At 57.6% G+C, this 22,359-nt stretch carries 20 protein-coding genes; 8 read left to right on the top strand and 12 right to left on the bottom strand.

What is annotated here, in order from left to right:
* The first annotated feature begins 54 nt into the window (after positions 1–54).
* Positions 55–1,407 carry an MFS transporter gene (locus IAE30_RS15640; protein ID WP_038644188.1) on the top strand — a complete coding sequence of 451 codons (1,353 nt, stop codon included), beginning with the start codon at positions 55–57 and terminating at the stop codon, positions 1,405–1,407.
* Positions 1,408–1,512: 105 nt separating this feature from the next.
* Here the strand turns inward: IAE30_RS15640 and IAE30_RS15645 are convergent, their stop codons facing one another.
* Positions 1,513–2,427 (bottom strand): LysR family transcriptional regulator, encoded by a 915-nt coding sequence (locus tag IAE30_RS15645; RefSeq protein WP_038644186.1) that lies wholly within the window; start codon positions 2,425–2,427, stop codon positions 1,513–1,515.
* A gap of 2 nt (positions 2,428–2,429) precedes the next feature.
* Positions 2,430–3,479 (bottom strand): dipeptidase, encoded by a 1,050-nt coding sequence (locus IAE30_RS15650; RefSeq protein WP_200680345.1) that lies wholly within the window; start codon positions 3,477–3,479, stop codon positions 2,430–2,432.
* Between the two features lie 199 nt (positions 3,480–3,678).
* Between IAE30_RS15650 and IAE30_RS15655 the strand changes: the two genes are divergently transcribed.
* The 6 genes from IAE30_RS15655 to IAE30_RS15680 all read left to right on the top strand — a co-directional run bounded on the left by IAE30_RS15655 (position 3,679) and on the right by IAE30_RS15680 (position 10,352).
* Positions 3,679–5,274, top strand: a complete 1,596-nt coding sequence (locus IAE30_RS15655) for an ABC transporter substrate-binding protein (RefSeq protein ID WP_200680346.1) — start codon at positions 3,679–3,681, stop codon at positions 5,272–5,274.
* Positions 5,274–6,284, top strand: a complete 1,011-nt coding sequence (locus tag IAE30_RS15660; protein ID WP_038644180.1) for an ABC transporter permease — start codon at positions 5,274–5,276, stop codon at positions 6,282–6,284. The genes IAE30_RS15655 and IAE30_RS15660 overlap by 1 nt, the downstream gene beginning before the upstream one ends.
* Positions 6,281–7,180 (top strand): ABC transporter permease, encoded by a 900-nt coding sequence (locus IAE30_RS15665; RefSeq protein WP_045832220.1) that lies wholly within the window; start codon positions 6,281–6,283, stop codon positions 7,178–7,180. Before IAE30_RS15660 ends, IAE30_RS15665 begins: the two co-directional genes overlap by 4 nt.
* On the top strand, positions 7,181–8,008 hold the full coding sequence (locus IAE30_RS15670) for an ABC transporter ATP-binding protein (RefSeq protein ID WP_200680347.1): 828 nt from the start codon (positions 7,181–7,183) through the stop codon (positions 8,006–8,008).
* Positions 8,009–8,103: 95 nt separating this feature from the next.
* Entirely contained in the window at positions 8,104–8,844 is a 741-nt protein-coding gene (locus IAE30_RS15675; protein WP_045814146.1) for an ABC transporter ATP-binding protein, read from the top strand.
* Positions 8,841–10,352 (top strand): serine hydrolase, encoded by a 1,512-nt coding sequence (locus IAE30_RS15680; protein ID WP_200680349.1) that lies wholly within the window; start codon positions 8,841–8,843, stop codon positions 10,350–10,352. Before IAE30_RS15675 ends, IAE30_RS15680 begins: the two co-directional genes overlap by 4 nt.
* Positions 10,353–10,588: 236 nt before the next feature.
* On the opposite strand, the gene IAE30_RS15685 is transcribed toward IAE30_RS15680, so the two are convergent.
* Entirely contained in the window at positions 10,589–11,425 is an 837-nt protein-coding gene (locus tag IAE30_RS15685) for a fumarylacetoacetate hydrolase family protein (RefSeq protein WP_200680351.1), read from the bottom strand.
* 197 nt (positions 11,426–11,622) lie between these two features.
* On the opposite strand from IAE30_RS15685, the gene IAE30_RS15690 reads away from it, so the two are divergent.
* Positions 11,623–11,772 (top strand): hypothetical protein, encoded by a 150-nt coding sequence (locus IAE30_RS15690; protein ID WP_200539091.1) that lies wholly within the window; start codon positions 11,623–11,625, stop codon positions 11,770–11,772.
* On the opposite strand, the gene IAE30_RS15695 is transcribed toward IAE30_RS15690, so the two are convergent.
* The 9 genes from IAE30_RS15695 to mntP form a co-directional block, all read right to left on the bottom strand.
* Positions 11,767–12,588, bottom strand: a complete 822-nt coding sequence (locus IAE30_RS15695) for a M55 family metallopeptidase (RefSeq protein WP_200680352.1) — start codon at positions 12,586–12,588, stop codon at positions 11,767–11,769. The two genes, IAE30_RS15690 and IAE30_RS15695, sit on opposite strands and share 6 nt — an antisense overlap.
* A gap of 203 nt (positions 12,589–12,791) precedes the next feature.
* Positions 12,792–13,838 (bottom strand): P1 family peptidase, encoded by a 1,047-nt coding sequence (locus IAE30_RS15700; RefSeq protein ID WP_200539089.1) that lies wholly within the window; start codon positions 13,836–13,838, stop codon positions 12,792–12,794.
* Between the two features lie 2 nt (positions 13,839–13,840).
* Positions 13,841–14,725, bottom strand: coding sequence for an ABC transporter permease subunit (locus IAE30_RS15705; RefSeq protein WP_200539088.1), 885 nt, complete (start codon positions 14,723–14,725; stop codon positions 13,841–13,843).
* Positions 14,725–15,654, bottom strand: a complete 930-nt coding sequence (locus tag IAE30_RS15710; protein WP_034819965.1) for an ABC transporter permease — start codon at positions 15,652–15,654, stop codon at positions 14,725–14,727. Before IAE30_RS15710 ends, IAE30_RS15705 begins: the two co-directional genes overlap by 1 nt.
* A 107-nt stretch (positions 15,655–15,761) precedes the next feature.
* Positions 15,762–17,303, bottom strand: coding sequence for a glutathione ABC transporter substrate-binding protein (locus tag IAE30_RS15715; protein ID WP_038644160.1), 1,542 nt, complete (start codon positions 17,301–17,303; stop codon positions 15,762–15,764).
* A 21-nt stretch (positions 17,304–17,324) separates the two neighbouring features.
* Complete coding sequence (locus IAE30_RS15720; RefSeq protein WP_200539087.1) at positions 17,325–19,193, bottom strand: ABC transporter ATP-binding protein; 1,869 nt, start codon at positions 19,191–19,193, stop codon at positions 17,325–17,327.
* Positions 19,194–19,208: 15 nt separating this feature from the next.
* A complete protein-coding gene (dgcA, locus tag IAE30_RS15725) occupies positions 19,209–20,174 on the bottom strand; it encodes an N-acetyl-D-Glu racemase DgcA (protein ID WP_038644156.1) in 966 nt (321 codons plus the stop codon).
* Between the two features lies 1 nt (position 20,175).
* Positions 20,176–21,183, bottom strand: a complete 1,008-nt coding sequence (gene dgcN / locus IAE30_RS15730; RefSeq protein WP_038644154.1) for an N-acetyltransferase DgcN — start codon at positions 21,181–21,183, stop codon at positions 20,176–20,178.
* A 442-nt stretch (positions 21,184–21,625) separates the two neighbouring features.
* Positions 21,626–22,198, bottom strand: coding sequence for a manganese efflux pump MntP (mntP, locus tag IAE30_RS15735; protein ID WP_200680353.1), 573 nt, complete (start codon positions 22,196–22,198; stop codon positions 21,626–21,628).
* Between the last annotated feature and the right edge of the window lie 161 nt (positions 22,199–22,359).

Here is a 22,359-nt window from a genome sequence, read left to right on the forward strand (position 1 = left end):
GCCGCAGGACCCCAACCCTCGATAACGATAAGACCCCAGACCTGGGAGGTTGCAATGGAAAATACATCTGCACGTGGCCGTGACGCTGCGCCAACATCCGTCGCCGATGGACAAGACTTTGTCCCGGCACGCGGCGATGTGGTGCGCTCACCGCGCATTAAGAAGATTCAGCTGACCGCCATGTTGCTGCTGCTGTTTGCTGCCATCATCAACTATCTCGATCGTAGCTCGCTGTCAGTGGCAAACATGACCATTCGTGGAGAACTGGGCTTATCCGCCACCGAAATTGGTGTGCTGTTGTCGGCATTCTCGCTGGCCTACGGCCTGGCACAGTTGCCCTGCGGCGCGCTGCTGGACCGTAAAGGTCCGCGCATCATGCTGGCGCTGGGGATGTTTGTCTGGTCACTGTTCCAGGCCGCTGCCGGTCTGGTGCATAACTTCACCCAGTTTGTGCTGGTGCGCATCGGATTGGGCATCGGTGAAGCGCCGATGAACCCGTGCGGCGTTAAGGTGATCAACGACTGGTTCAACATCAAAGATCGCGGCATGCCGATGGGCATGTTTAACGCGGCATCGATGATTGGTCTGTCGATTGCGCCACCGATTCTGGCGGCGATGATGCTGGTGATGGGCTGGCGCGGCATGTTCGTCACCATCGGCGTGCTCGGGATGTTCCTCGCCATTGGCTGGTATTTGATGTATCGCAACCGCGATAACAGCAAGCTGAGCGGTGAAGAGATTCACTATCTGCAAGCCGGCAGCGTGGCATCACGCAAAGAGCCGCTGAGCTTTGCCGAGTGGCGCGGTTTGTTCAAGCAGCGCACCATGTGGGGCATGATGATTGGCTTCAGCGGCATCAACTATACCGCGTGGCTCTACATCGCCTGGCTGCCGGGTTATCTGCAATCGACCTACCATCTGGATCTGAAAAGCACCGGCTTGCTGGCGGCGATTCCGTTCCTGTTTGGCGCGGCGGGCATGCTGTTAAACGGCTATGTGGTGGATGCGCTGGTGCGCCGTGGAATGGATGCGGTGAAAGTGCGTAAGATATCGATTGTCAGCGGCATGCTGCTGTCTGCGGCCTTCACCACCTTCGTCACCCGTGCAACAGACACCACCAGTGCAGTGACGCTGATTGGCATGGCGCTGTTCTGCATTCACTTTGCCGGGACATCGTGCTGGGGCTTGATTCACGCTAACGTCACCGCGCGTATGACGGCTTCCGTGGGCAGCATCCAGAACTTCGCCAGCTTTGTCTTCGCCTCATTCGCGCCGGTGATCACTGGCTGGGTGCTGGACACCACCAAATCGTTTAGCCTTGCGCTGATGATTTGTGCAGGCGTGGCCGTGGTGGGTGCACTGGCGTATTTGGTGCTGGTGCGTAAACCGATTACCGATGGGGTTTGATTCCCGGTGCGCATGAATGCGCACCCTACGAAAACCGCACCAAGCCATTGTAGGGTCGCCATTAATGGCGACCCAAACGCGCTTAAGTGGCAAGCATTACGGTATTCATGGCGACCGGGTAAAAAACCGCGTTTCACACTGTCGCGCAATCTCCCACAGCTTATTGCGAATCACCTGTTTCAGCTGCAACGTTGACTGCGATTGCGGCTGATCGCGGCGGCTGATCAACATCACTTCAAACGGCAGCGGTTGTGCCACCGGCAGCAGTTTTAGCTGGTCGGCATAGCGGCAGGCGGTAAACAGATCCACCACGCCCACGCCACCGCCTGCCAGCACCATATCAGCAATCACCGAATAGGTTTTGATCGACAACGACACCGCCGGGTCCAGCCCTTTGTCACGCAACGCACGGTGCAGCACGCGCCCAAGTGGGTCCTGGTTCTGCATCATCAACAGGTTATTGGCACACAACCACTCCAGCGTGGCGGGTTCGTTATGGGTGTGATGCTGCGGCAACAGTGCCACCATTGAGGATTGAAACAGCGGTTCCGCCAGCAGATCGGCATCCACCTGCTGACCAAACACCAGCGCGAAATCGAGCTGGTTATCCATGATCATCTGACACAGCGTGCTGAAGTGTTCGGTCACTAACTCCACACTCACCGATGCAGCCTGCTGTCGCCAGTTGACCAGTGCGGGTGCTAATACCATCTGACCAAAAGCGTGTGCAGCACCCACACGCACTGTTTGCCCCTCGCCGCGCCGCAACTGCTCGGTAAGTTGGGTGATGGAGTGTAAACGCTGGTAGAGATCTTCCACTTCGGGCAGTAAACGCCGACCTTCTGCGGTGACCACCATGCCCTGCGCACGACGCTCAAACAGGGCAAAACCCAGTTGCTGCTCGGCGTGCGTCAAGACGCGACTCACGTTCGGCTGCGACACATTGAGCAATCGCGCCGCCGCACTGATGCTGCCGGTCTGCACAATCGCCTGAAAGACTTCAATGTGTCGTAATCGCATAATTACTCGCCCCAGGTCGCTTCGAGCACGCGCAGCCAGTTGCCGTGGCAAATTTTCTCCAACAGTTCACGCGAATAACCGCGTGCCGCCAGCGCGTTCACCACCAGCGGAAAACCGGCCACATCTTTCATGTCGCCCGGCATGGTGGCGCCATCCAGATCGGAACCAAAGCCCACGCCATCTTCACCCACTTTTTCCAGCAGATACTCCACATGCTGCACGATGGCATCCACGGTGGTGGGTGCATGACGATCGCCATCTTCACGCAGGAAAGGTACGGCGAAGTTCACGCCAACAAAGCCGTGGGTTTCTTTGATCGCCGCCAGTTGGCGATCGGTAAGATTGCGCGACTGGGCGCTAATCACATGAGCATTAGAGTGACTCGCTACCAGCGGTGCATTGCCGATCTCCGCCGTGTGCCAGAAGCCCTTTTCATCCATGTGCGACAGATCAACCATGATGCGGCGCTGATTACAGTCACGCACCAGCTGCTTACCCGCTGCGGTTAAACCGTTACCGACATCGGGTGAAGACGGATAGAGGAACGGCACGCCCTCGCCAAACTGATTGGGTCGGCTCCATAACGGCCCCAGCGTACGCAGGCCGCTGGCATACAGGATATCCAGCAATTCGCCATCGGTATCCAGCGCTTCCGCTCCTTCCACGTGCATCACCACCGCCAGCACGTCCTTTGCCATGCAGTCACGAATATCGCGCACGCTGCGGCAAATCTTCACTTGTCCTTCAGAGGCCTGTTCTATTCGCAGCAGCAGCGCCAGCATCGAAAAAGTGGCATCGCGCGCAGCGCCAATAATTTCCTGAGGAAAATCTGAGAGGTCTGGCGCACTTCTTGCAATCAGAGGGTGAGATGGCACCCAGGTGGCAAATATCCCACCTACCATATTTCCCTGGCGGATACGGGGAAGATCCATCTGACCGCGTCCGGTGCCCTGCATGAAGGCCCGCACTGCGTCAGGCTGATGGTGCTGCCAGAGTTTATTGAGCACATCGTTGTGACCGTCAAAGACCGGAATGTTGAAGATGTCAGACATGTTTTATCGGTTCCATATTCGGGAGAAAGCGCAAGCGCTGCCAGCTGGCGGGGCAATTTGCACCAAAAAGAGGCAAGTCTTTACGCATGAAACAAATGGCTTAATCCCATTATTAATCCTCCCGCACTGCGGGAAAGTCAAGACAAAAAACAGCAAAATAATTAAATTTAATTTTAATAATCAATAACTTGGAGTTGTCATGGTAACCAGAAGACGTTTTCTCGCAGGATGCGCCGCCGTCCCTGCTTTTTCCTATCTGAGTCTCAATACCGCCTTCGCTGATACGCCACCGAGTATGTTCGTGATGGCGATGCAGTTGGACAACATCACCAGCCTCGACCCGCACGAAAGCTTTGAAGCCACCGGCGGCCAGATCTGCGGCAACATGTACCAGCGCCTGGTCACGCCCGATCCACATAAAGCCGACAAGGTGATCGGCCAGCTGGCAAAAAGCTGGGATGTCAGCAGTGATAACAGCACCTACACCTTCCACCTCGACCCGGCAGCGAAATTCGCCGATGGCACAGCGCTCACCGCAGAAGATGTCGCCTATTCGATTGAACGTATCGTCAAACTGGATAAAAGCCCGGCCTTTATCATCAACCAGTTTGGCTTTACCAAAGATAATGTGACGCAGTTGGTCACCGCGAAAGATGCGCATACCGTGGAGATGAAACTGGGTGCGCCAGCAGCCGAAACCTTCCTGCTGTATTGCCTCTCCGCCACCGTCGGCAGCATCGTGTCGAAGAAAGCCTGTGAAGCCAACCAGCAGAACAACGACTTCGGTAATGCGTGGCTGAAACAGCACAGCGCCGGTTCGGGCGCCTTCACCCTGCGCACCTGGAAAGCCAGCGAAACGGTAATTCTGGAACTGAGCCCGCAATATGCTGCGCAGAGCAAGATTAAGCGCGTGATCCTGAAGCACATCACTGACCCGGCAGCCCAGGCGTTGATGGTGAAGAAAGGGGATGTCGATGCGGCCTACGATCTCACCACCGAGCAGCTGTTGCAGGTGAAGAACGACAGCAACGTGTCGCTGGTCAATCAGTCGCTGTCAGCCATCATGCTGATGTCATGCAACACCAATAACGAATACCTGAAAAAGCCGCAGGTGTGGCAAGCCCTGAAATGGGCGCTGGACTACGACAGCATCCAGAAGAACATTCTGTCGATGAGCTTTATTACCCATCAAAGCTTCCTGCCAAGCGGCTTCCCGGCGGCATTGGACGATACGCCCTTCCACAAAGACGTGGCGAAAGCTAAGTCGCTGCTGGCGGAAGCGGGTTATCCCAATGGATTCGAGATCACCCTCGACCACTACTCAATGCAGCCTTATCCCGATATCGCTCAGGCGATCCAGACCCAACTGGGCGCCATTGGCATCAAGGTGTCGTTGATTGCTGCCGAGAACCGCCAGGTGTTGACCAAGATGCGTGCGCGTCAGCATCAGCTCGCACTGACCGTGTGGGGCGCGGACTATTTCGATCCCAACTCCAACACCGAAGCCTTCTGCGTCAACACCGACAACAGCGAAAATGCCCGCAGCCGCACGCTGGCCTGGCGCTGCAGCTGGTCAGATGAAGAGTTCAACAAGCTGACCGAGCAGGCACTGCACGAGCCGGATCCGGCGAAGCGTATTGCGCTCTATCAGCAGATTCAGCAGTTGGGCCGTGAGAAAAGTCCGTTCATCTACATGATGCAGAAGACCAAGAATGTCGCCTGCGGCAAAAACATCTCGGATGTGCACATGACGGTGCTGGAGCAATGGCCTTACGATCAGGTGAAAAAAGCCTGATGCCTTTACTGAAGAAAATCGTCAGCACCCTGGGAAGCCTGGTGCTGACGCTGTTTGGTCTGTCGGTGCTGACCTTCTTTATTGGTCGAGTGATGCCCACCGATCCAGTGCTGGCGGCGGTGGGTGATAACGCACCGCAGTCCGTGGTGGATCGCGTGCGCATTGAAATGGGGCTGGATCAGCCCCTCTACATTCAGTTCGGCCACTATCTCAACCAATTACTCCATGGCGATCTGGGTAAATCGATTCTCACCTCAAATCCGGTGACCACCGATATTGCGCGCTTCTTCCCCGCCACCATGGAACTGGCGACAGCGGCGATTATTATCGCTGCGCTGGTCGGTATTCCGCTGGGAGTCTGGGCAGCAGTACGGCAAAGCACCTGGGTCGATCAGACCATCCGCGTGGTGTGCCTGGCGGGACATTCACTGCCGGTGTTTGTGCTGGCGCTGTTGAGCCTGCTGGTGTTCTACGCGGTACTCGGCATTGCGCCGGGGCCCGGTAGGCAGGACATCATCTGGCAGGATATGGTGCCGCAGGTCACTGGCTTTCTCACCATCGACTCGCTGCTCGCGGGTGAAACCGACGCCTTCTGGGATGCGCTGGCACATATGGCGCAGCCGGTATTGATCCTCGCTTACTTCAGCATGGCCTACATCACGCGTATGACGCGCACCTTTATGCTCAATGCCTTGAGCGGCGAGTTCGTGATCACCGCGCGCGCTAAAGGGCTGTCATCGCGCCGGGTGATTTGGCGGCATGCCTTCCCTACCGTGGCGGTGCAGCTGGTGACCGTACTGGCGCTGACCTACGCCGGCTTGCTGGAGGGCGCGGTCGTCACCGAAAACGTCTTCTCCTGGCCCGGCCTCGGACAGTATCTCACCACCTCGCTGATGAACGCCGACATGAACCCGGTGGTCGGTGCCACGCTGCTGGTCGGCACCGTGTATGTGTTGCTGAATCTGCTGGCTGACCTTCTCTATCGACTTTGGGACCCACGCGTAAAATGATCTTCTTCTCTCGTGACTGGCTGCTGGACGATACGCCAGCCAATCGCCGTCAGGCGGTGTGGGGCCGACGCTATCGCTTGTGGCTCAGCCTGCGCAGCAACCCGCTGGCGATGGCCGGATTGGCGGTCATTGCCGTTATGCTATTGCTGGCACTATTCGCCCCGTGGCTGACGCCCTTTGACCCTGGCACACAACATCTGGAAAACCGCCTGGCGCTGCCTTCCGTGTCGCACTGGCTCGGCACGGATGAACTCGGCCGCGATGTCTGGACGCGCATTATCTATGGCGGACGTACCACGCTCGGTATGGTGATCGCCGTGGTGCTGCTCACCGCCCCACTCGGCCTGCTGATTGGCTGTATCGCAGGCTACGCGGGTGGCATTGTGGATAAGACGCTGATGCGTATTACCGACATCTTCCTCGCTTTTCCGCGTTTGATTCTGGCGCTGGCGTTTGTGGCTGCGCTAAAACCCGGCGTGGAGAGCGCGATTCTGGCGATTGCCTTAACCGCCTGGCCGCCGTATGCGCGTCTGGCACGTGCCGAAACCATGCAGTTCCGCCACAGCGATTTTATCGCCGCCAGCCGACTCACCGGTGCCTCGCCGCTGCGCATTATCCTGCGCCACATCATGCCACTGTGCGTGCCAAGCCTGATTGTGCGTGTCACGCTCGATATGAGTTCCATCATCATCACCGCCGCCAGCCTCGGTTTTCTGGGTATGGGCGCGCAGCCGCCGTCACCTGAATGGGGCACCATGATTGCCACCGCGCGCCGCTTCCTGTTTAGCGAATGGTGGGTGCCGCTGATGCCATGCATCGCCATCTTCCTGACCTCACTGGCGTTTAACTTTCTCGGCGACGGTCTGCGTGACGTGCTGGACCCTAAGGAGCGCTAAATGCTGGTGGAAATTGAAAACCTGCGCATTGCCTTTCGCAGTCGCACAGAAACCTTTGAAGCGGTGCGCGGCGTCAGTTTTAGCGTGGGCCGCGAGAAGTTTGCCATTGTTGGCGAAAGCGGATCGGGCAAGTCGCTGACCGCACGCTGTTTGATGCAGCTACTGCCAGGCAATGCCGAAGTGACCGCCGACGTGTTGCGTTTTGACGGTATCGATCTGCGCGGCGCCAGCGAAAAAGTGCTGCGCCAAATTCGCGGCAAACGCGTGGGATTTATCCTGCAGGACCCGAAATATTCGCTCAATCCGGTGATGACCATTGGGCAGCAGATTGCGGAAGCCTGGCGCGAACACAAAGGCGGCAGCCGCAAAGCAGCGATGCTGGCAGCGATTGATCTGCTGGAGCAGGTGAAAATTCGTGATGCCGCCGCGGTGGCGAAGCGCTATCCGCATGAAGTTTCCGGCGGGATGGGCCAGCGCGTGATGATTGCCATGATGCTGGCACCGGATCCAGAACTGCTGATCGCCGATGAGCCTACCAGCGCGCTGGATGCCACGGTACAGGCGGAGATCCTCAAGCTGATTGACGATCTGGTTTCAGCGCGCGGCATGGGGTTGATCCTGATCAGTCACGATCTGCCGCTGGTTTCGCACTTTTGCGATCGCGTAGCGGTGATGTACGCCGGGCGCATCGTTGAGCTGCTGGAGGCGGGACAATTGCAGCAGGCGCAACATCCGTACACCCGTGGATTGCTGGCCTGTTTGCCTTCGTTAAAACATCCGCGCGAACGTTTACCGGCATTGCAGCGCGATGCGGCGTGGCGGGAATAACGCCTTGCCCATCAACGCGGTTTTACCCCCATGCCCGCTTTACGCCCGCAGGATGCGTACCGTTCAACGAACGCACAGAATTTACAGGCAGCTTCATGATTGAAATCGATAACCTGCGCATCGCCTTTGGTGCGCATCAGGTAGTGAAAGGTGTGAGCTTCGCCGTCGCCAACGGCGAAAGCTTTGGCATGGTCGGCGAGAGTGGTTCGGGCAAATCCACTATTCTGCGCGCCCTCGCCGGGCTCAATGCCGACTGGCAAGGCAGCATGAAATTTGGTGGCATGGAGCTGGGCGCCAAACGCAGCCGTGCTTTCTATCGCCAGGTACAGATGGTGTTTCAAGACCCCTTTGGTTCGCTGCACCCGCGTCAAACTATCGACCGCATTTTGCATGAGCCGTTGCTGGTGCATCAGCTTGATCGCGCCGAACAGCGTATCAGCCAGGCGCTGAGTGAAGTTGGCTTACCCGCAGCGGTACGTTTCCGTTATCCGCACCAGCTTTCGGGTGGTCAGCGTCAGCGCGTGGCGATTGCCCGCGCATTGATTGCCGAACCGGAAGTGCTGCTGCTGGATGAGCCCACGTCGGCGCTGGATGTCTCGGTGCAGGCCGAAATCCTGAATTTACTCAGCGATCTACGCAGCGAACGCAAACTCACCTACATTATGGTGACGCATAACCTCGCGGTGGTGACCCATCTGTGCCAGCGCATTGGGGTGATGCAGCACGGTGAGATGGTGGAGCAGTTGAGCGCGGAGGATTTGCGCGCGCGGCGCATCCAGCATCCGCATACCGCTCAACTGTTTGATCTCAGCATGACGCTGGAGGAACCAGCATGACCGCGAACTGGCAACAGGCCGCCGAGGTGGCACAGCAGATAACACAAGGCTGGCAGCAACCCGGCGCACCGGGTGGTGCGATAGTCCTGTTTGATGCTCATCAGATTCACTCGACACACTGCGCTGGTCTGGCCGATCTGGCGCAACAAACCCCCTTCAGCGCCGACAGCGTGGTGCGTTTTGCCTCGATAACCAAGCATCTGTTTGCCGCGCTGGTCACCGGGCCGGGCCGCCGCTATCTGCAACTCGACGATAAGCTGGTGCAGCATCTACCGCAGCTTACGGGCACCAACGGCCAGATCACCGTCGGCCAGGCGCTGGATATGAGCAGTGGCCTGCCTGATGTGCGCGAGACCCTGTCGCTGCTGGGATTGTCGGTGTACAACGCCACCAGCGCTGCCGATCTGCTGGATTTTGTCGCACAGGAAGGCGACCTCAGCTACCCGCCGGGCAGCGAGATCTCTTACACCAACACCGGTTACCGTCTGGTGGAAGAGGCGCTGAAAGCCAAAGGTGTGCTGTTCAACGATCTGTTGCAGCAATATATCTGTGAGCCGCTGGATATCAGTTTGATCGCGCCGGAAACCTGGTTCGATATCGTGCCGGGACTGGTGCCGGGTTACTGGCAAAATGGCCAACAGTGGCAGCTCTCCAGCGCCGGATTACACCTTTCCGCCTCGGGCAGTGTCACCGGCAGCGTTAATCATCTGACGCGCTGGCTGCAAAGCCTGTTAGCGGATAGCGGTCCCGGCGCAGGGGTATTGCAACGTCTGACCGCACCGCGCAGCCTCAATGATGGCCGCACCAGCGGCTACGGGCTGGGCATCACCAGCTCCACGCTGGGCAGCCAAACGCTGTTTGGTCATGGCGGTTCACATGCGGGTTACAAGAGCTACTTCCTTTTGCATCCGGAGTTGAAGCTGGGCGTGGCGATTGTCGCTAACCGCGAAGATGTGACGACGTCAGAAAGCGCACTGCGCGTAATGGCGGCGCTGCTGAATCGCACGCTGCCGGAGAAAGGTCATGATCTGACGCCGGGCCTATACGCGGCGGAAAACGCCGCCGACTGGCTGGAGATCAAAGGTGTCACGGCGACCTGGCTTGGCGCTGGCGAAACGCTATGGCGCGCCGACCCACACGGTGATGCGGTGTCGCTGTCCAGCACCTTCCCGATAAAACTGCGTCATGAAGGCGATGCCATTGTCGGTGAAATCGGTCATGCGCCGCGTCGTTTTGTGCCGGTAGAAGCAGACAGTGCCAGCCTTGAACAGCTGCAAGGCCGTTGGTTCGCGCAGCCGTGGCGCAGTGAAATGGTGATTGAGGGTGACCGGCTGATCATGGGCATTGGCCCAGCGGCCATTCATGCCACGTTGCAATCGCTGGGCGGCGATCGCGTGCTCGCCACTGCACAGGATGGGCCTTGGGAAAAACGCTTTGTGATAGCGCGTGAAGGTGACTCGCTGCGGCTGCTGCTCAATCGCAGCCGCGTGGTGAGATTTACGCGCTAAGCGGACGCCATTGCTACATGGCGTTGGTCAATGAAAATCACATTCGCAAAAGCGGCCATTTTAATAATGCCCGCTTTTTTCCTTTGGGTGGACATGCTGGAGTGCGGTCCAGCGCACCTCTGCTGCTGCCGGGCCGCCCGCCAGCCCCTGAGCGGCACCATACGGCGTTATCCTCTGCCGCGGAATGAATAATCATTACGCCTTAAATGGCAATCTGCGCATTCAAGCATCACGGCTTAAACAACGTGGTGGCGCAAACGACCAATCTTCTCGATCTCGACTTCAATCACATCACCTGGGAACATAAACAGCGGTGGTGTGCGTTTTTTACCGACGCCGCCCGGTGAACCGGTGATGATCACATCACCTGCTGACAGCGGGCTGAACGCCGAAATGTATTCGATGATTTTTGCCACCGGATGCACCATGCTGGCGGTGGTGTCGTTCTGCACTTCACGCTGATTCAGCCAGGTTTTGATCGCCAGCTGCTGCGGATCGGGGATTTCATCTGAGGTGGTCATCCACGGACCAAAGCCACCGGTCTGCTGCCAGTTTTTACCGGCGGTAAACCAGGTAAACTGCATGTCACGCACCGTGGCATCCATAAAGCAGCTGTAACCCGCCACATGTTGCAGCGCATCGGCCGCTTTAACCTGATAGGCATCTTTGCCGATGATTACTGCCAGTTCGCCTTCGTAATCGAACTCCTGCGTGGTGGCCGGTTTTAACAGCGGCTGCTCGTGACCTGCCAGTGAATCGGCAAAACGCACAAACAGCGTTGGCGCTTCTATAGTCTCGGCAAACTCTTTACGCTTGTCCGCGTAGTTCATGCCGACACAGAACACTTTGCCAGGATTTTCCACTACCGGAAGAAAGCGAATAGCGCTGTATGGGTGATCCGCAGGCAGTGAGCGAAAGGCTTCCAGGTCGCTGACCGCGCCGCGTTGTAACAAAGATTTCAGGTCCGGGCACTCCGCGCCGAGGCGCGAACCGACGTCAACAATGCCTTCTTCCCGCACGATTCCGTAACTTTTTCTTTCCTGGTCAATAAGATAAAAACTGCAGAGCTGCATGACTGCCTCGTTGTTATATATAAATTGCGCGCAGGTTACCAAAAGCCAGCAGGAAATGCGGTACGACCTGCCAGGAATATGCCTGCACCATGCCTTGCTCAACCCCGCTGCGGTGAGATTTATCGCGCTCTCCTGGAGCGGCATTGTTGATGCAAGGTGCGCAATAAATTGCGCCGCTACACATTCAGTTGCCTTCTATGCTGGCGGCATTGTTGCTGGCAGATGCGCAATGTATTAAGCCGCTACACATCCAGCGGCCTTCGATGCTGACGGCATTGTTGCTGGCAGATGAGCAATATATTGAGCCGCTACACATTCAGTGGCCTTCGATGCTGGCTGCATTATGACTGGGTGCTGGCCAGATAGGAGAACGCACTCAGCAGGCTGATCAAGGTGCCCATTTGATCGGCACGATAGCCCACGGTTACGGCATCAATACGCGTCACGCCGGGAATCAGACTGAACAAATCCGCGAGCACCGGTTTACTGGCCTGCAACTGCATCTCATACGGCGCGGTCAAACGTGTGGTGCTGACCTGGCGCGCACGCTGTACCGCCGCGGTGGCGGCAGCACGAATGGCGTTTTGAGCCGCTTGCGGACTGATGGACTCGGCGCAGGTATGGGAAATCGCGCGTTTCACGCAGACGTAATCCACCGACGGATAGTGTTCGGCGATCCAACCTTGTAGCTGGTCGTCACCGCTGACGAGCCAAAGCGGCGTACCCTGTTCGGCGGCGGCAGCAGCGTAGATATCGCTTTCGCCCATCACTTTGCCATTGATATGAATGCGCCAAAAAGCACGGCCGTTAATGGTGTGCGCCAGCACGCCCGGCTCACCCGCCGCACTGTGATAACCGATAAAGAACAGGCCATCAAACGGCTGCTGCTCAATGCCTTCCACCATCGACAAGCCACGCGGCTTGCCTTGCACCATGCGCGCACGAGGGTCGATGTTTTCTGCGCGCAGGTTGGTCATTTGCGCATGGCTGTCTGCCACCACCACTTCGGTGGCGCCGCCGGCAAATGCACCGTCGATGGCGGCGTTCACTTCCTGTTCAATCAACCCGCGTGCCAGCTGGTATTCCGCATGGCCGGGTGAGCACTGTTCCGGACGCATCACGCCCGCGATACCTTCAATGTCAGCAGAGATGAATATTTTCATGAGTCAGGCAAATTCCATGCGGGTTGAAACACGGTCGCCATAAATGGCGACCCTACGGGCAATTGTGGGTCAAGTGCAGCATTCAGGCTGACCGCAAGCGCTGCTGTAAAAGGCGCCATTAATGGCGACCGAAACGCACTGAAGTGACAAGCATTACGCTATGAATGGCGATCCTGTCATTAGCAGTACAGCCAATCGCAACCCTAAGATTTAGCCAATTCATCCAGCACCTGCGTCAGTGACGGACGATGATGGCCGCGAAAACCGCTGACCGCTTCGGCGCTTAACAATGCATCCAGCACCGCGTGTTCAGTGGCATCGGCAGCGGCGGCGAGCAGCGGTTCCAGCGCCGCATCGTCCGGCGGAATTGGCTGCGTTTGCGTGGAAAATGCCACGGCAATATCGCCTGAGCCATGGCCCCAGTAGCTGCCTAAACGACCTAATCCGGCACCGGCGCGTTTGGCGATACGCTTGAGCTGGCGGGCATCCAGCGGCGCATCGGTGGCCATGATAATGATGATGGAGCCGGCATCGCGCTGCGGTGCCAGTTCTGGCAGCAGCGGCCCAATCATGTCACCCATGCGCACACCATCCAGCGTGAACGCATTGAGTGCCCCAAAGTTAGCCAGCACCAGCACGCCCAAAGTGGCATTCAGTGAAGGAATTAAGCGCGATGCGCTGCCAATGCCGCCCTTCAAACTGAAACAGCTCATGCCACGTCCGGCACCGACGCTACCACGGGCGAAATCGGCCTGCGCCGAGTCCAATGCATCCTGCGCCATCGCTTCGGTCACCGCCAGCGCCTGAATGTCGTTCAGCCAGCCATCGTTGCACTCCAGCGCCAGCGGATTGACGGTCGGCAAACTGCGACCCAGCTCCGGGTTGCGGCTGATGGCATCGCGTACCAGCGTGGTAAACAGCGTGCCGACTGCCAGCGTGTTACTGAGCAAGATCGGCGTTTGCAGCACGCCTAACTCTTCCACTTGCACCAACCCGACCGGCTTGGCAAAGCCATTTAAGACCGCCGCGCCGCAGGGTAACGGCTTGAGAAACAGATTATCGCCCGGCGGCACAATCGCCGTCACACCGGTTTGTCTCTCACCGTCTGCCAGCGTGTGATGGCCGACGCGCACGCCGGGCACATCGCTAATGCGGTTGGTGGCGCCGCAAGCACTGCGCGGTTGCCCCAGCTGTCGCTCGCTGCGCCAGCGTTGCAGCAGCCCATCGCGCTGCAATTGTTGGAAATCCATGTTTAACTCTTTAGTTTGGGATCGAGCGTATCACGCAGCGCATCACCCAGCAGATTAAACGCCAGCACAGTAATGAAAATCGCCAGGCCGGGGAACACGCTGACGTGCCATAAACCGCCCATCATCATGCTGCGGCTCATCGCCAGGATATTACCCCACTCCGGCACATCCGGTTCCGGGCCTAAGCCGATAAAACTGAGCCCCGCTGCCGTTAGAATACTGGTGCCGATACGCATGGTGAAATAGACAATCACATTGGAGAGTGTGCCGGGCAGAATGTGGCGCAGCAGGATCACACGATCGGGTGCCCCGGCGCAGCGCACCGCTTCGACATACGCAGCCTGTTTGAGCGATAACGTTGAGGCGCGCACTATGCGAGCAAATACCGGCACGCTGAACACCGCTACGGCGATAATCACGTTATTCAGTCCCGGACCGAGAATCGCCACCACCGCAATCGCCAACAGCATGCCGGGGAAAGCAAACAGCACGTCGGAACCGCGCATGATGAGCATATCGATCCAGCGACCGTAATAGCCCGCCAGCAAACCGAGGAGTACGCCCACCACCATGCCCAGCGTTACCGACAGCACGCCAACATAGAGTGAAATGCGCGCACCGTAGATGATGCGGCTCAGCAGGTCGCGTCCCAGGTCATCGGTGCCCATCCAGTGTGCCGCTGAAGGGGGTGATGATAAGGCCATCCAGTCCGGTGCCATCGGATCCCACGGCGCCAGCCAGGGCGCGAAGATCGCCACAATAACCAGCAGCAATACAAAACCACCGGAGACCAGCGCCAGCGGATTACGTACAAAGGCGTGCAGGAAATCGCGCCACGGTGAGCGGATGGTCTGTGACGTTGCGGCAGAGAGATATTCTGTACTCATCACGACTCCTGTCGCAGGCGAATGGCTGGATTGACCACGGCGTAGAGCAGGTCCACCAGCAAGTTAATCACAATAAATTCAAACACGAACAGCATCACCAGCGCCTGAATCACCGGCTGATCTTGTGCTTTGATCGACTCGATCAACAGCCAGCCCAAACCGGGCCAGTTGAAAACGCTCTCTACGACGATCGATCCGCCGAGCAGAAAACCGAACTGCAAGCCGAGCATGGTGATCACTGGGATCAGGGCATTACGCATCACGTGCTTCCACGTCACCAGCCGATTGCGCAGCCCTTTGGCTTTGGCGGTGCGCACATAATCTTCCTGCGCCACTTCGAGGAAGGCGGAACGGGTGAAGCGCGCCATCACAGCGGCCACCGAGGAACCCAAAGTGATAGCAGGCAGGATGATGTCGCTGGCCTTGTTGAACCCGCTCACCGAGAACAGGCCAAAGGGCATGGCAACGAACTGGATCAGCAACAGGCCCAACCAAAAAGTGGGCATCGAGATGCCGCCGACGGCGACGCTCATCAATGTCCAGTCCTGCCATTTACCACGCTTCAGTGCGGCCAGCACACCGAGAAACAGGCCGAGGATCACCGACCAGGCGAAGCCCGCCAGCGCCAGCAATAGGGTTGGCATAAAGCCTTGCTTGATCACTTGCAGCACCGGCTGTTGCGTGCGGTAAGTGACGCCAAGATCGCCACGCAGCAGTCCGCCGATCCAGTTAACGTACTGCTGCGGCAGCGGATCGTTGAGTCCAAGATGCTGACGCGCGGCTTCGACCGCTTCAATCGGTGCGTCTGGCCCGGCGTAAATACGTGCGGGATCGCCCGGTAGCAGCTTGATAAAGCCGAACACCAACAGCGAGACCACCAGCAAGACCGGGATCATCTCCAGCAGTCGGCGAATAATGTATGCGAACATGCAGTTCCTTTTGGATGGCGACCAGGTACGTATAAATGCGCACCCTACGTAAAATGTGCTGATGAGCCGTAGGGTCGCCATTTGCGACGACCCATCACGACAAGTTCTTACTTAAAGGCCGCCTGGGTATAAAGGAAGTTGCCATCTGCCAGCATGGACACGCCTGTCAGGTTGCTGCGTTTGCCCACCAGGTTGTCCGGCGTGCCGAGGAAGGCAACTGGCGCCTCTTTCCACAGCAGTTTCTGGGCTTCCGCATAGGCTTCACCGCGTCTGGCTGGATCGGCAGTGGCTAACCCACCGGCAATGGCTTTATCGACATCCGGATTGCTGAAGTACGAGACGTTATATGAGGTCGGTACCCAGGATTCGGTGGCATACAGTGGACGCAATGCCCAGTCCGCATCACCGGTTGAGGTCGACCAACCGCCGTAATAGAGGTCAAACTCTGCCTGTTTGGGATCTTTTACGCCCCACAGCTTGGCGTTGCGTGTGCCGGAATCCATTGGCGTCACTGTGGCACGAATGCCGACGGTCGCCAGCTGGGCTTTGAGCACCTGCGCCGCACGCACGCTGGCGGTGGTGTTAGTGGTCCACAGTTTCAAATCCAGACCGTTCGGGTATCCGGCCGCTTTCAGCAAGGCTTTGGCTTCATCCGGAGCGTAGTGATAATTCGGCTCGCTCTGCTTCTGATAGAACTGCACCCCTTCCGGCATCGCGGAAGAAGCGGGTTTGCCCATACCGGCAAACGCCACTTTCAACCACAGATTACGGTCGATGGCGTAGTTGATCGCCTGACGCACGCGCACGTCTGCCAATGGCTTGTGCTGGGTGTTGATCGCCATGTAGTAGAGATAGATGCTCGGATCGCGCTGGATCGCTAATTTACTGTCGCTCTGCACGGTGGCTATCAGATCCGATGGCAGCGGCCAGATCGCATCCACCTGCCCTGATTTCAGTGCGGCAACGCGGGTGGCATCTTCCGGGCTGGGCGAGAAGGTCACTTTATCCACCTTCGGCCAGCCTTTTTGCCAGTAGCCATCATACTTCACCAGCGAAACGGCCTTGCCCGGCTGCCAGTCGACAAACCTGAACGGACCGGTGCCGACCGGATGCAGGCGCAACTGTGCTTCTTCTGGGTATTGTTTGAGGATCGCCGGGCTCCACATCACCGCTGATGGGTGCGCCAGGGTATTGATGAAGGCACCAAAGGATTGATTGAGGTCGATTTTCACCTGATCCGGCGCCAGCACCGTGACCTTGGCAATCATCTTATACAGGCTATTGCGCTTCAGGCCTTTGGTCTGATCGGCGAGGCGATCGAGGTTGGCCTTGACCGCTTCAGCATCAAACGGCGTGCCGTCCTGGAATGTGACGCCTTTACGCAGCGTCAGGGTAAATTCGGTGGCGTTGTCATTATGGGTATAACTGGTCGCCAGCCAGGGTTGCAGCTTCATCTGCGCATCGAACTGGAACAGGCGTTCAAAGATGCCGCTCTGTACCGAATAGCTGACGTTGTCCGAGGTATCGTGTGGGTCAAGACCGGTGATATCGGCATACATCGAAATACGCAGATCCTGCGCCTGCGCGGCGGCAGCCAGCGCGAGGGTCAAGCCAAAAGCCAGTGACGAACGGCGAAAAAGGGTTTTCATGAAATCTCCTGGTATTGAGCGTTAGCGCGATGCAATGTCGTCAGCGACCCAGTGTTGCGGTGCAACCTGGCGATAACGGGGTTTGGTGACCGTTTCGCCCAACTTGCGCAGCGGCGAAGGAATTTCGCTATCTTCGAAAGTACGGGTCTGACGGTTCTGTGGATCGGCCACCGGCACCGAGGCCAGCAGACGTTGGGTATACGGATGTTGCGGCTGGTTGAACACCGACTGACGCGGGCCAAGCTCGACAATCTGGCCGAGATACATCACCGCCACGCGGTTAGCGATACGCTCCACCACCGCCATGTCGTGCGAGATGAAAATCCACGCCACGCCGGTCTGCTTTTGCAGGTCCATCATCAGATTGACCACCTGCGCCTGAATGGAGACATCCAGCGCTGAAACGGCCTCATCGGCGATGATAACTTTGGGTTTTAACGCCATGGCACGGGCAATCGCGATACGCTGACGCTGGCCGCCGGAAAACTCATGGGGATAGCGCGTGGCATGTTCGGGCAACAGACCAACGCTTTTCAGCAAGGCATCGACCTGCGGCGTGGCTTCTTCCAGCGATTTCACCAGGCCGTGCAGCAGCAGAGGCTCGGCAATGGTAAAGCCCACGGTCAGACGCGGGTTTAAAGAGGCGTAGGGATCCTGAAATACCATCTGAATTTCGCGGCGCAGCGGCTGAAACTCCGCCTCTTTCAGGTTGGCGATTTCACTGCCCTGGAAATGAATGCTGTCGGCCTGACTTTTAATCAGACGCATCAGCGCGCGGCCGGTAGTGGATTTGCCGCAGCCGCTCTCGCCGACAATCGCCAGGGTTTCGCCCGGCCACAGGCTGAAGTCGATCTGCTCCACTGCGTGCACCTGATGAGTCAAGGCAGAAAAGATGCCGCTGCGAATCGGGTAGTAAACTTTTAAACCGCGCACATCCAGCAGCGGGGTTTCGTCATAACGGGCGGTGCGCTGTTCACCGCTATCGGCGGGCTGAGTGGCGCCCAACAGTGGGAAGCGCTGCGGCCAGCGCTGTTCGCGCATGTCGCCCAATTTCGGCACGGCGGCCAAGAGCGCTTTGGTGTAAGGATGCTGCGGCGCATTGAAGATGTCGGCGACCGTGCCCTGTTCCACCACTTCACCGCGCAACATCACCACCACGCGGTCGGCGATTTCCGCCACCACGCCCATGTCGTGAGTGATAAACAGCACTGCCATCTGCTTCTCGCGTTGCAGGTCGCGCAGGATCTGCAGGATGCGTGCCTGCACGGTGACGTCCAGCGCGGTGGTCGGTTCATCGGCAATCAGCAGCTGTGGATCGCACGCCAGCGCCTGCGCAATCATCACGCGCTGACGCATGCCGCCCGACAGCGAGTGCGGGTAGCTTTTCATGACGCGATCAACATCGGCAATGCGAACCTGGCGCAGCAGTGCCCGCGCACGCGCATCCGCTGCGGCTTTATCGCACATCTGATGATCACGCAGCGCTTCCGTCAACTGATCGCCCACTCGCAGCACCGGATTGAGTGAGGTCATCGGCTCCTGAAAAATCATCGCCATCTCACGACCACGTAAAGTGCGGCGGTGAGTGTCGTCCAACTTTTCCAGTGCGTGGGTTGTGCCGCGACGGTCGCGGAACTGCATACTGCCGCGATCGATACGGCCTGAAGCGGCCAGCAGGCCCATCACCGCCAGCGAAGTGACAGATTTTCCCGAGCCGCTTTCACCCACTACGGCGACAATTTCACCGGGATAAATGGCAAAAGTGATGCCTTTCAGTGCCTGATTTTCGCCGCTGCGGCCGCGAAACGAGACGCTGAGATCCTGTATCGCGAGTACCGGCGCGGGACCGGCAACGCTGGCGGCGTTGGGGGTAAGTAAAGTGTCCGTCATCGTTGCCTCTTGCGGTTACAGCCAGATTCGGCCCTGAGCGTAGGAAAGGAAGGGTGAGCTATCGGCGGCCAGCCAGATGGGGCCATCCAGATCGACGTGTTCTGCAGCCATCGCCACCGGCAGCGCAGCTTCCATTGCGAGTGAGGAGCCCAGCATGCAGCCAACCATCAGACGCATATCCCGCTTCTGCGCTTCTTCGACCATCGCTAAGGCTTCGGTCAGGCCGCCGCACTTATCCAGCTTGATGTTGATCATCTCGTAGCGATTACGCAGCTCGGCGATGTCTTCACGCGTATGGCAGCTCTCATCAGCACACACCGGTATCGGGTGGTTAAATCGTTGCAGATCCTGGTCTTGTCCGGCAGGCAGCGGCTGTTCAACCATAGCGATGTTGTAAGCCTGTAGCGCAGTGAGCAGACTATGCAGATCGACGCCCGACCAGGCTTCATTGGCATCGATGATCAAGGTTGCACGCGGCGCAGCCTCTCTGATGGCTGCCACCTTCTCTAATATTTCGTCACGATTAAGTTTGATTTTCAGCAGGATGGCGCCACGCGACACGGCATCAGCCGCTGCGGCCGCCATGTTTTCGATGGAGTCGAGGCTTAAGGTCTCCGCCGTGATCACCGAAGGCGGTGCAGTGCGTTCGCACTGCTGCCACAGCGTCTGCTTCGCCAGCGCGGCATCCAGACGCCACAGCGCACAGTCCAGCGCATTACGCGCTGAACCGGCAGATAAACGGCTTTGCAGATCGATACGGCTTAAGCCCGCTTCGACATCTTCACGCATCGCTTCCAGCTGCGCCTCAACGCTGTCTGGTGTTTCATCGTAGCGCGGCGTCGGCGTGCACTCGCCACGTCCAATAAAGCCGTTTTGCTCCAGCGTGACGCGAATGACAGTAACGGCGGTACGCGTACCACGCGAAATAGCGAAAGGACGCGCCAGCGGCAGCTCCAGCACTTCAATCTGCATGCGCCGCATCTTAGCCACGTTCCTGCAGCAGGGCGGCAATATCTGCGATACCAAAACGCACCGGATCGGTAGCAGGCACGCCGAATTCAGCGCTGACTTCCGCACAATAGGCGCGGGCCTCTTCTTCGCTGTAGTTGGAGGTGTTAATAGCAAAACCAGCCAGCTGAACATTGTCGCTGGTGACATCGGCCGCGCGCAGGTTGGCCTCCACGCAATCTTTCAAACTCACCATCGGCTGATGCGGTAAATGACGCATGTGCGGACGGCCCATTTCGTGGCACATCACCAGCCAGTGCGGCTGCGCACCGTGAATCAGGCCCATGCTGACGCCCGCATAAGAAGGATGGAACAGCGAGCCCTGACCTTCAACGATATCCCAGTGGTCGGCATCATTGGCGGGTGACAGGGCTTCCACTGCACCGGCGATGAAGTCGGCAATCACCGCATCAATCGCAATGCCTTCACCAGCAACCAGAATGCCGGTTTGCCCGGTCGCGCGGAAATCCGCCTTCATACCGCGTTCACGCATTGCCGCTTCCAGCGCCAGCGAGGTGTACATCTTGCCAACTGAGCAGTCCGTACCGACAGTAAGTACACGCTTACCTGTACGCTTTTTGCCGCTGCCGACATTCAGTTTTGGACGCATATGACGCAGGTCAAACAGCTCAACGCCAAACTCCTGGGCTAACGCGACCAGCTCTGGCTCATCCACCAGACGATGGTGCAAACCGCTCGCCACGTTCATACCGGCTTTGATGGCGCCTTTAACCGTGTCGAGCCAGTGCTCGGGCAGATAGCCCCCCGCATTGGCGGTGCCCAGTACCAGCGTTTTCGCGCCACGTTCTTTTGCCGTGGCGATATCGAGCACGTCCAGACCTAAGCTGACAGTACAGCCCGGCAGTTTAATTTCGCCGACGCACTGCTCAGGGCGCCAGACGTGAATGCCGCGCGCCGTTTTAGCGGCCAGTGGATCGGTGACATCGCCAAGGAACAATAAATAGGGTTGTGGGATCAGCATGATGTTTCTCGTTTCAGACGGGTTAGAGGGTCTGAATCGACTATTCCATGCGGGTTAAGAGGTGACGAATGCTTGTTTGGTAGCGGGGTATAACATCAGGCTATAGCCATATCGAAAACTAATGGTTAACGATACTAAGCCTTTGATAGAGAGAAAATTCGCGGCGTTATTGAGCGGGGGAGATAAGAAAATCATTGATAACCACAGGTCGATCCCTGACCGCGATTATCGAGGGTATAAAGTGCGATTAATGCAGTGCGCCTGGCGGGACGTGCTTGAAAGTCTCAACATATGCACGAAACACGTAGCGGAAAAAACGTTTCATTGGATACCTGGCTCAAAAATTGTTGAAGAAATACGCGAAAAGTATAACTAACGCGCGTTTTTCACGCAATTATTTTTGAGCCAGATCACAAAATGAGGGGTTTGGCAGATGCCTGAATTAGCTGAACAGGCCAAGGTGCTCGCTGAGAATGGTGCAGCCGATGCTGATTAATACGACACCCCCTAACACTTCAGCCCATTTACCCAAAACCGGACCGATAAAGCGTCCGACCATCACGCCCGTGGTGGCCATAATCGTCGTGGCGGCGCCAATGGTCAGTGCGGTGAGCACAATATTCACCTGCAGGAATGCCAGGCCGACGCCCACCGCCAGCGCATCAAGGCTGGTTGCTACGGCGGTCATCGCCAGTACCATAAAGCCATGACGCTGCGGCGCTTCGCAGGGATCATCCGCCGTCTGACGGAAACCTTCCATCATCATGCGGCCACCAAGAACGGTTAACAGGGCAAACGCCACCCAGTGATCCCATGCCATTATGTAGCGACTGGCCGCCAGGCCGATCGCCCAGCCAATCAGCGGCGTCAGCATTTCAATCACACCAAAGATCAGGCCGGTGCGCAGCGCTTCTTTGAAGTTCGGGCGATGCAGCGATGCGCCTTTGCCCAGTGCTGCGGCGAAGGCGTCCATCGACATACCAAAGGCCAGAATCAGAGTTGCGATAAATGTCATGGGTTTTCAATCAATGCCGCGAAAAATGCTTTCAAGCGAGCGATTTTCCGCATCTATTGTTCAGTAATGAAAAAGTGCGCGCAGTCTAGCACGCAAAATCACCAAAAAAAAGACAGTAAAATCATGGATTTAAGTATAGCAAAGGCTATAACTCTTAACTT

The sequence above is a fragment of the Pantoea sp. S61 genome, assembly GCF_016625145.1.
GTDB lineage: Bacteria > Pseudomonadota > Gammaproteobacteria > Enterobacterales > Enterobacteriaceae > Pantoea > Pantoea rwandensis_B.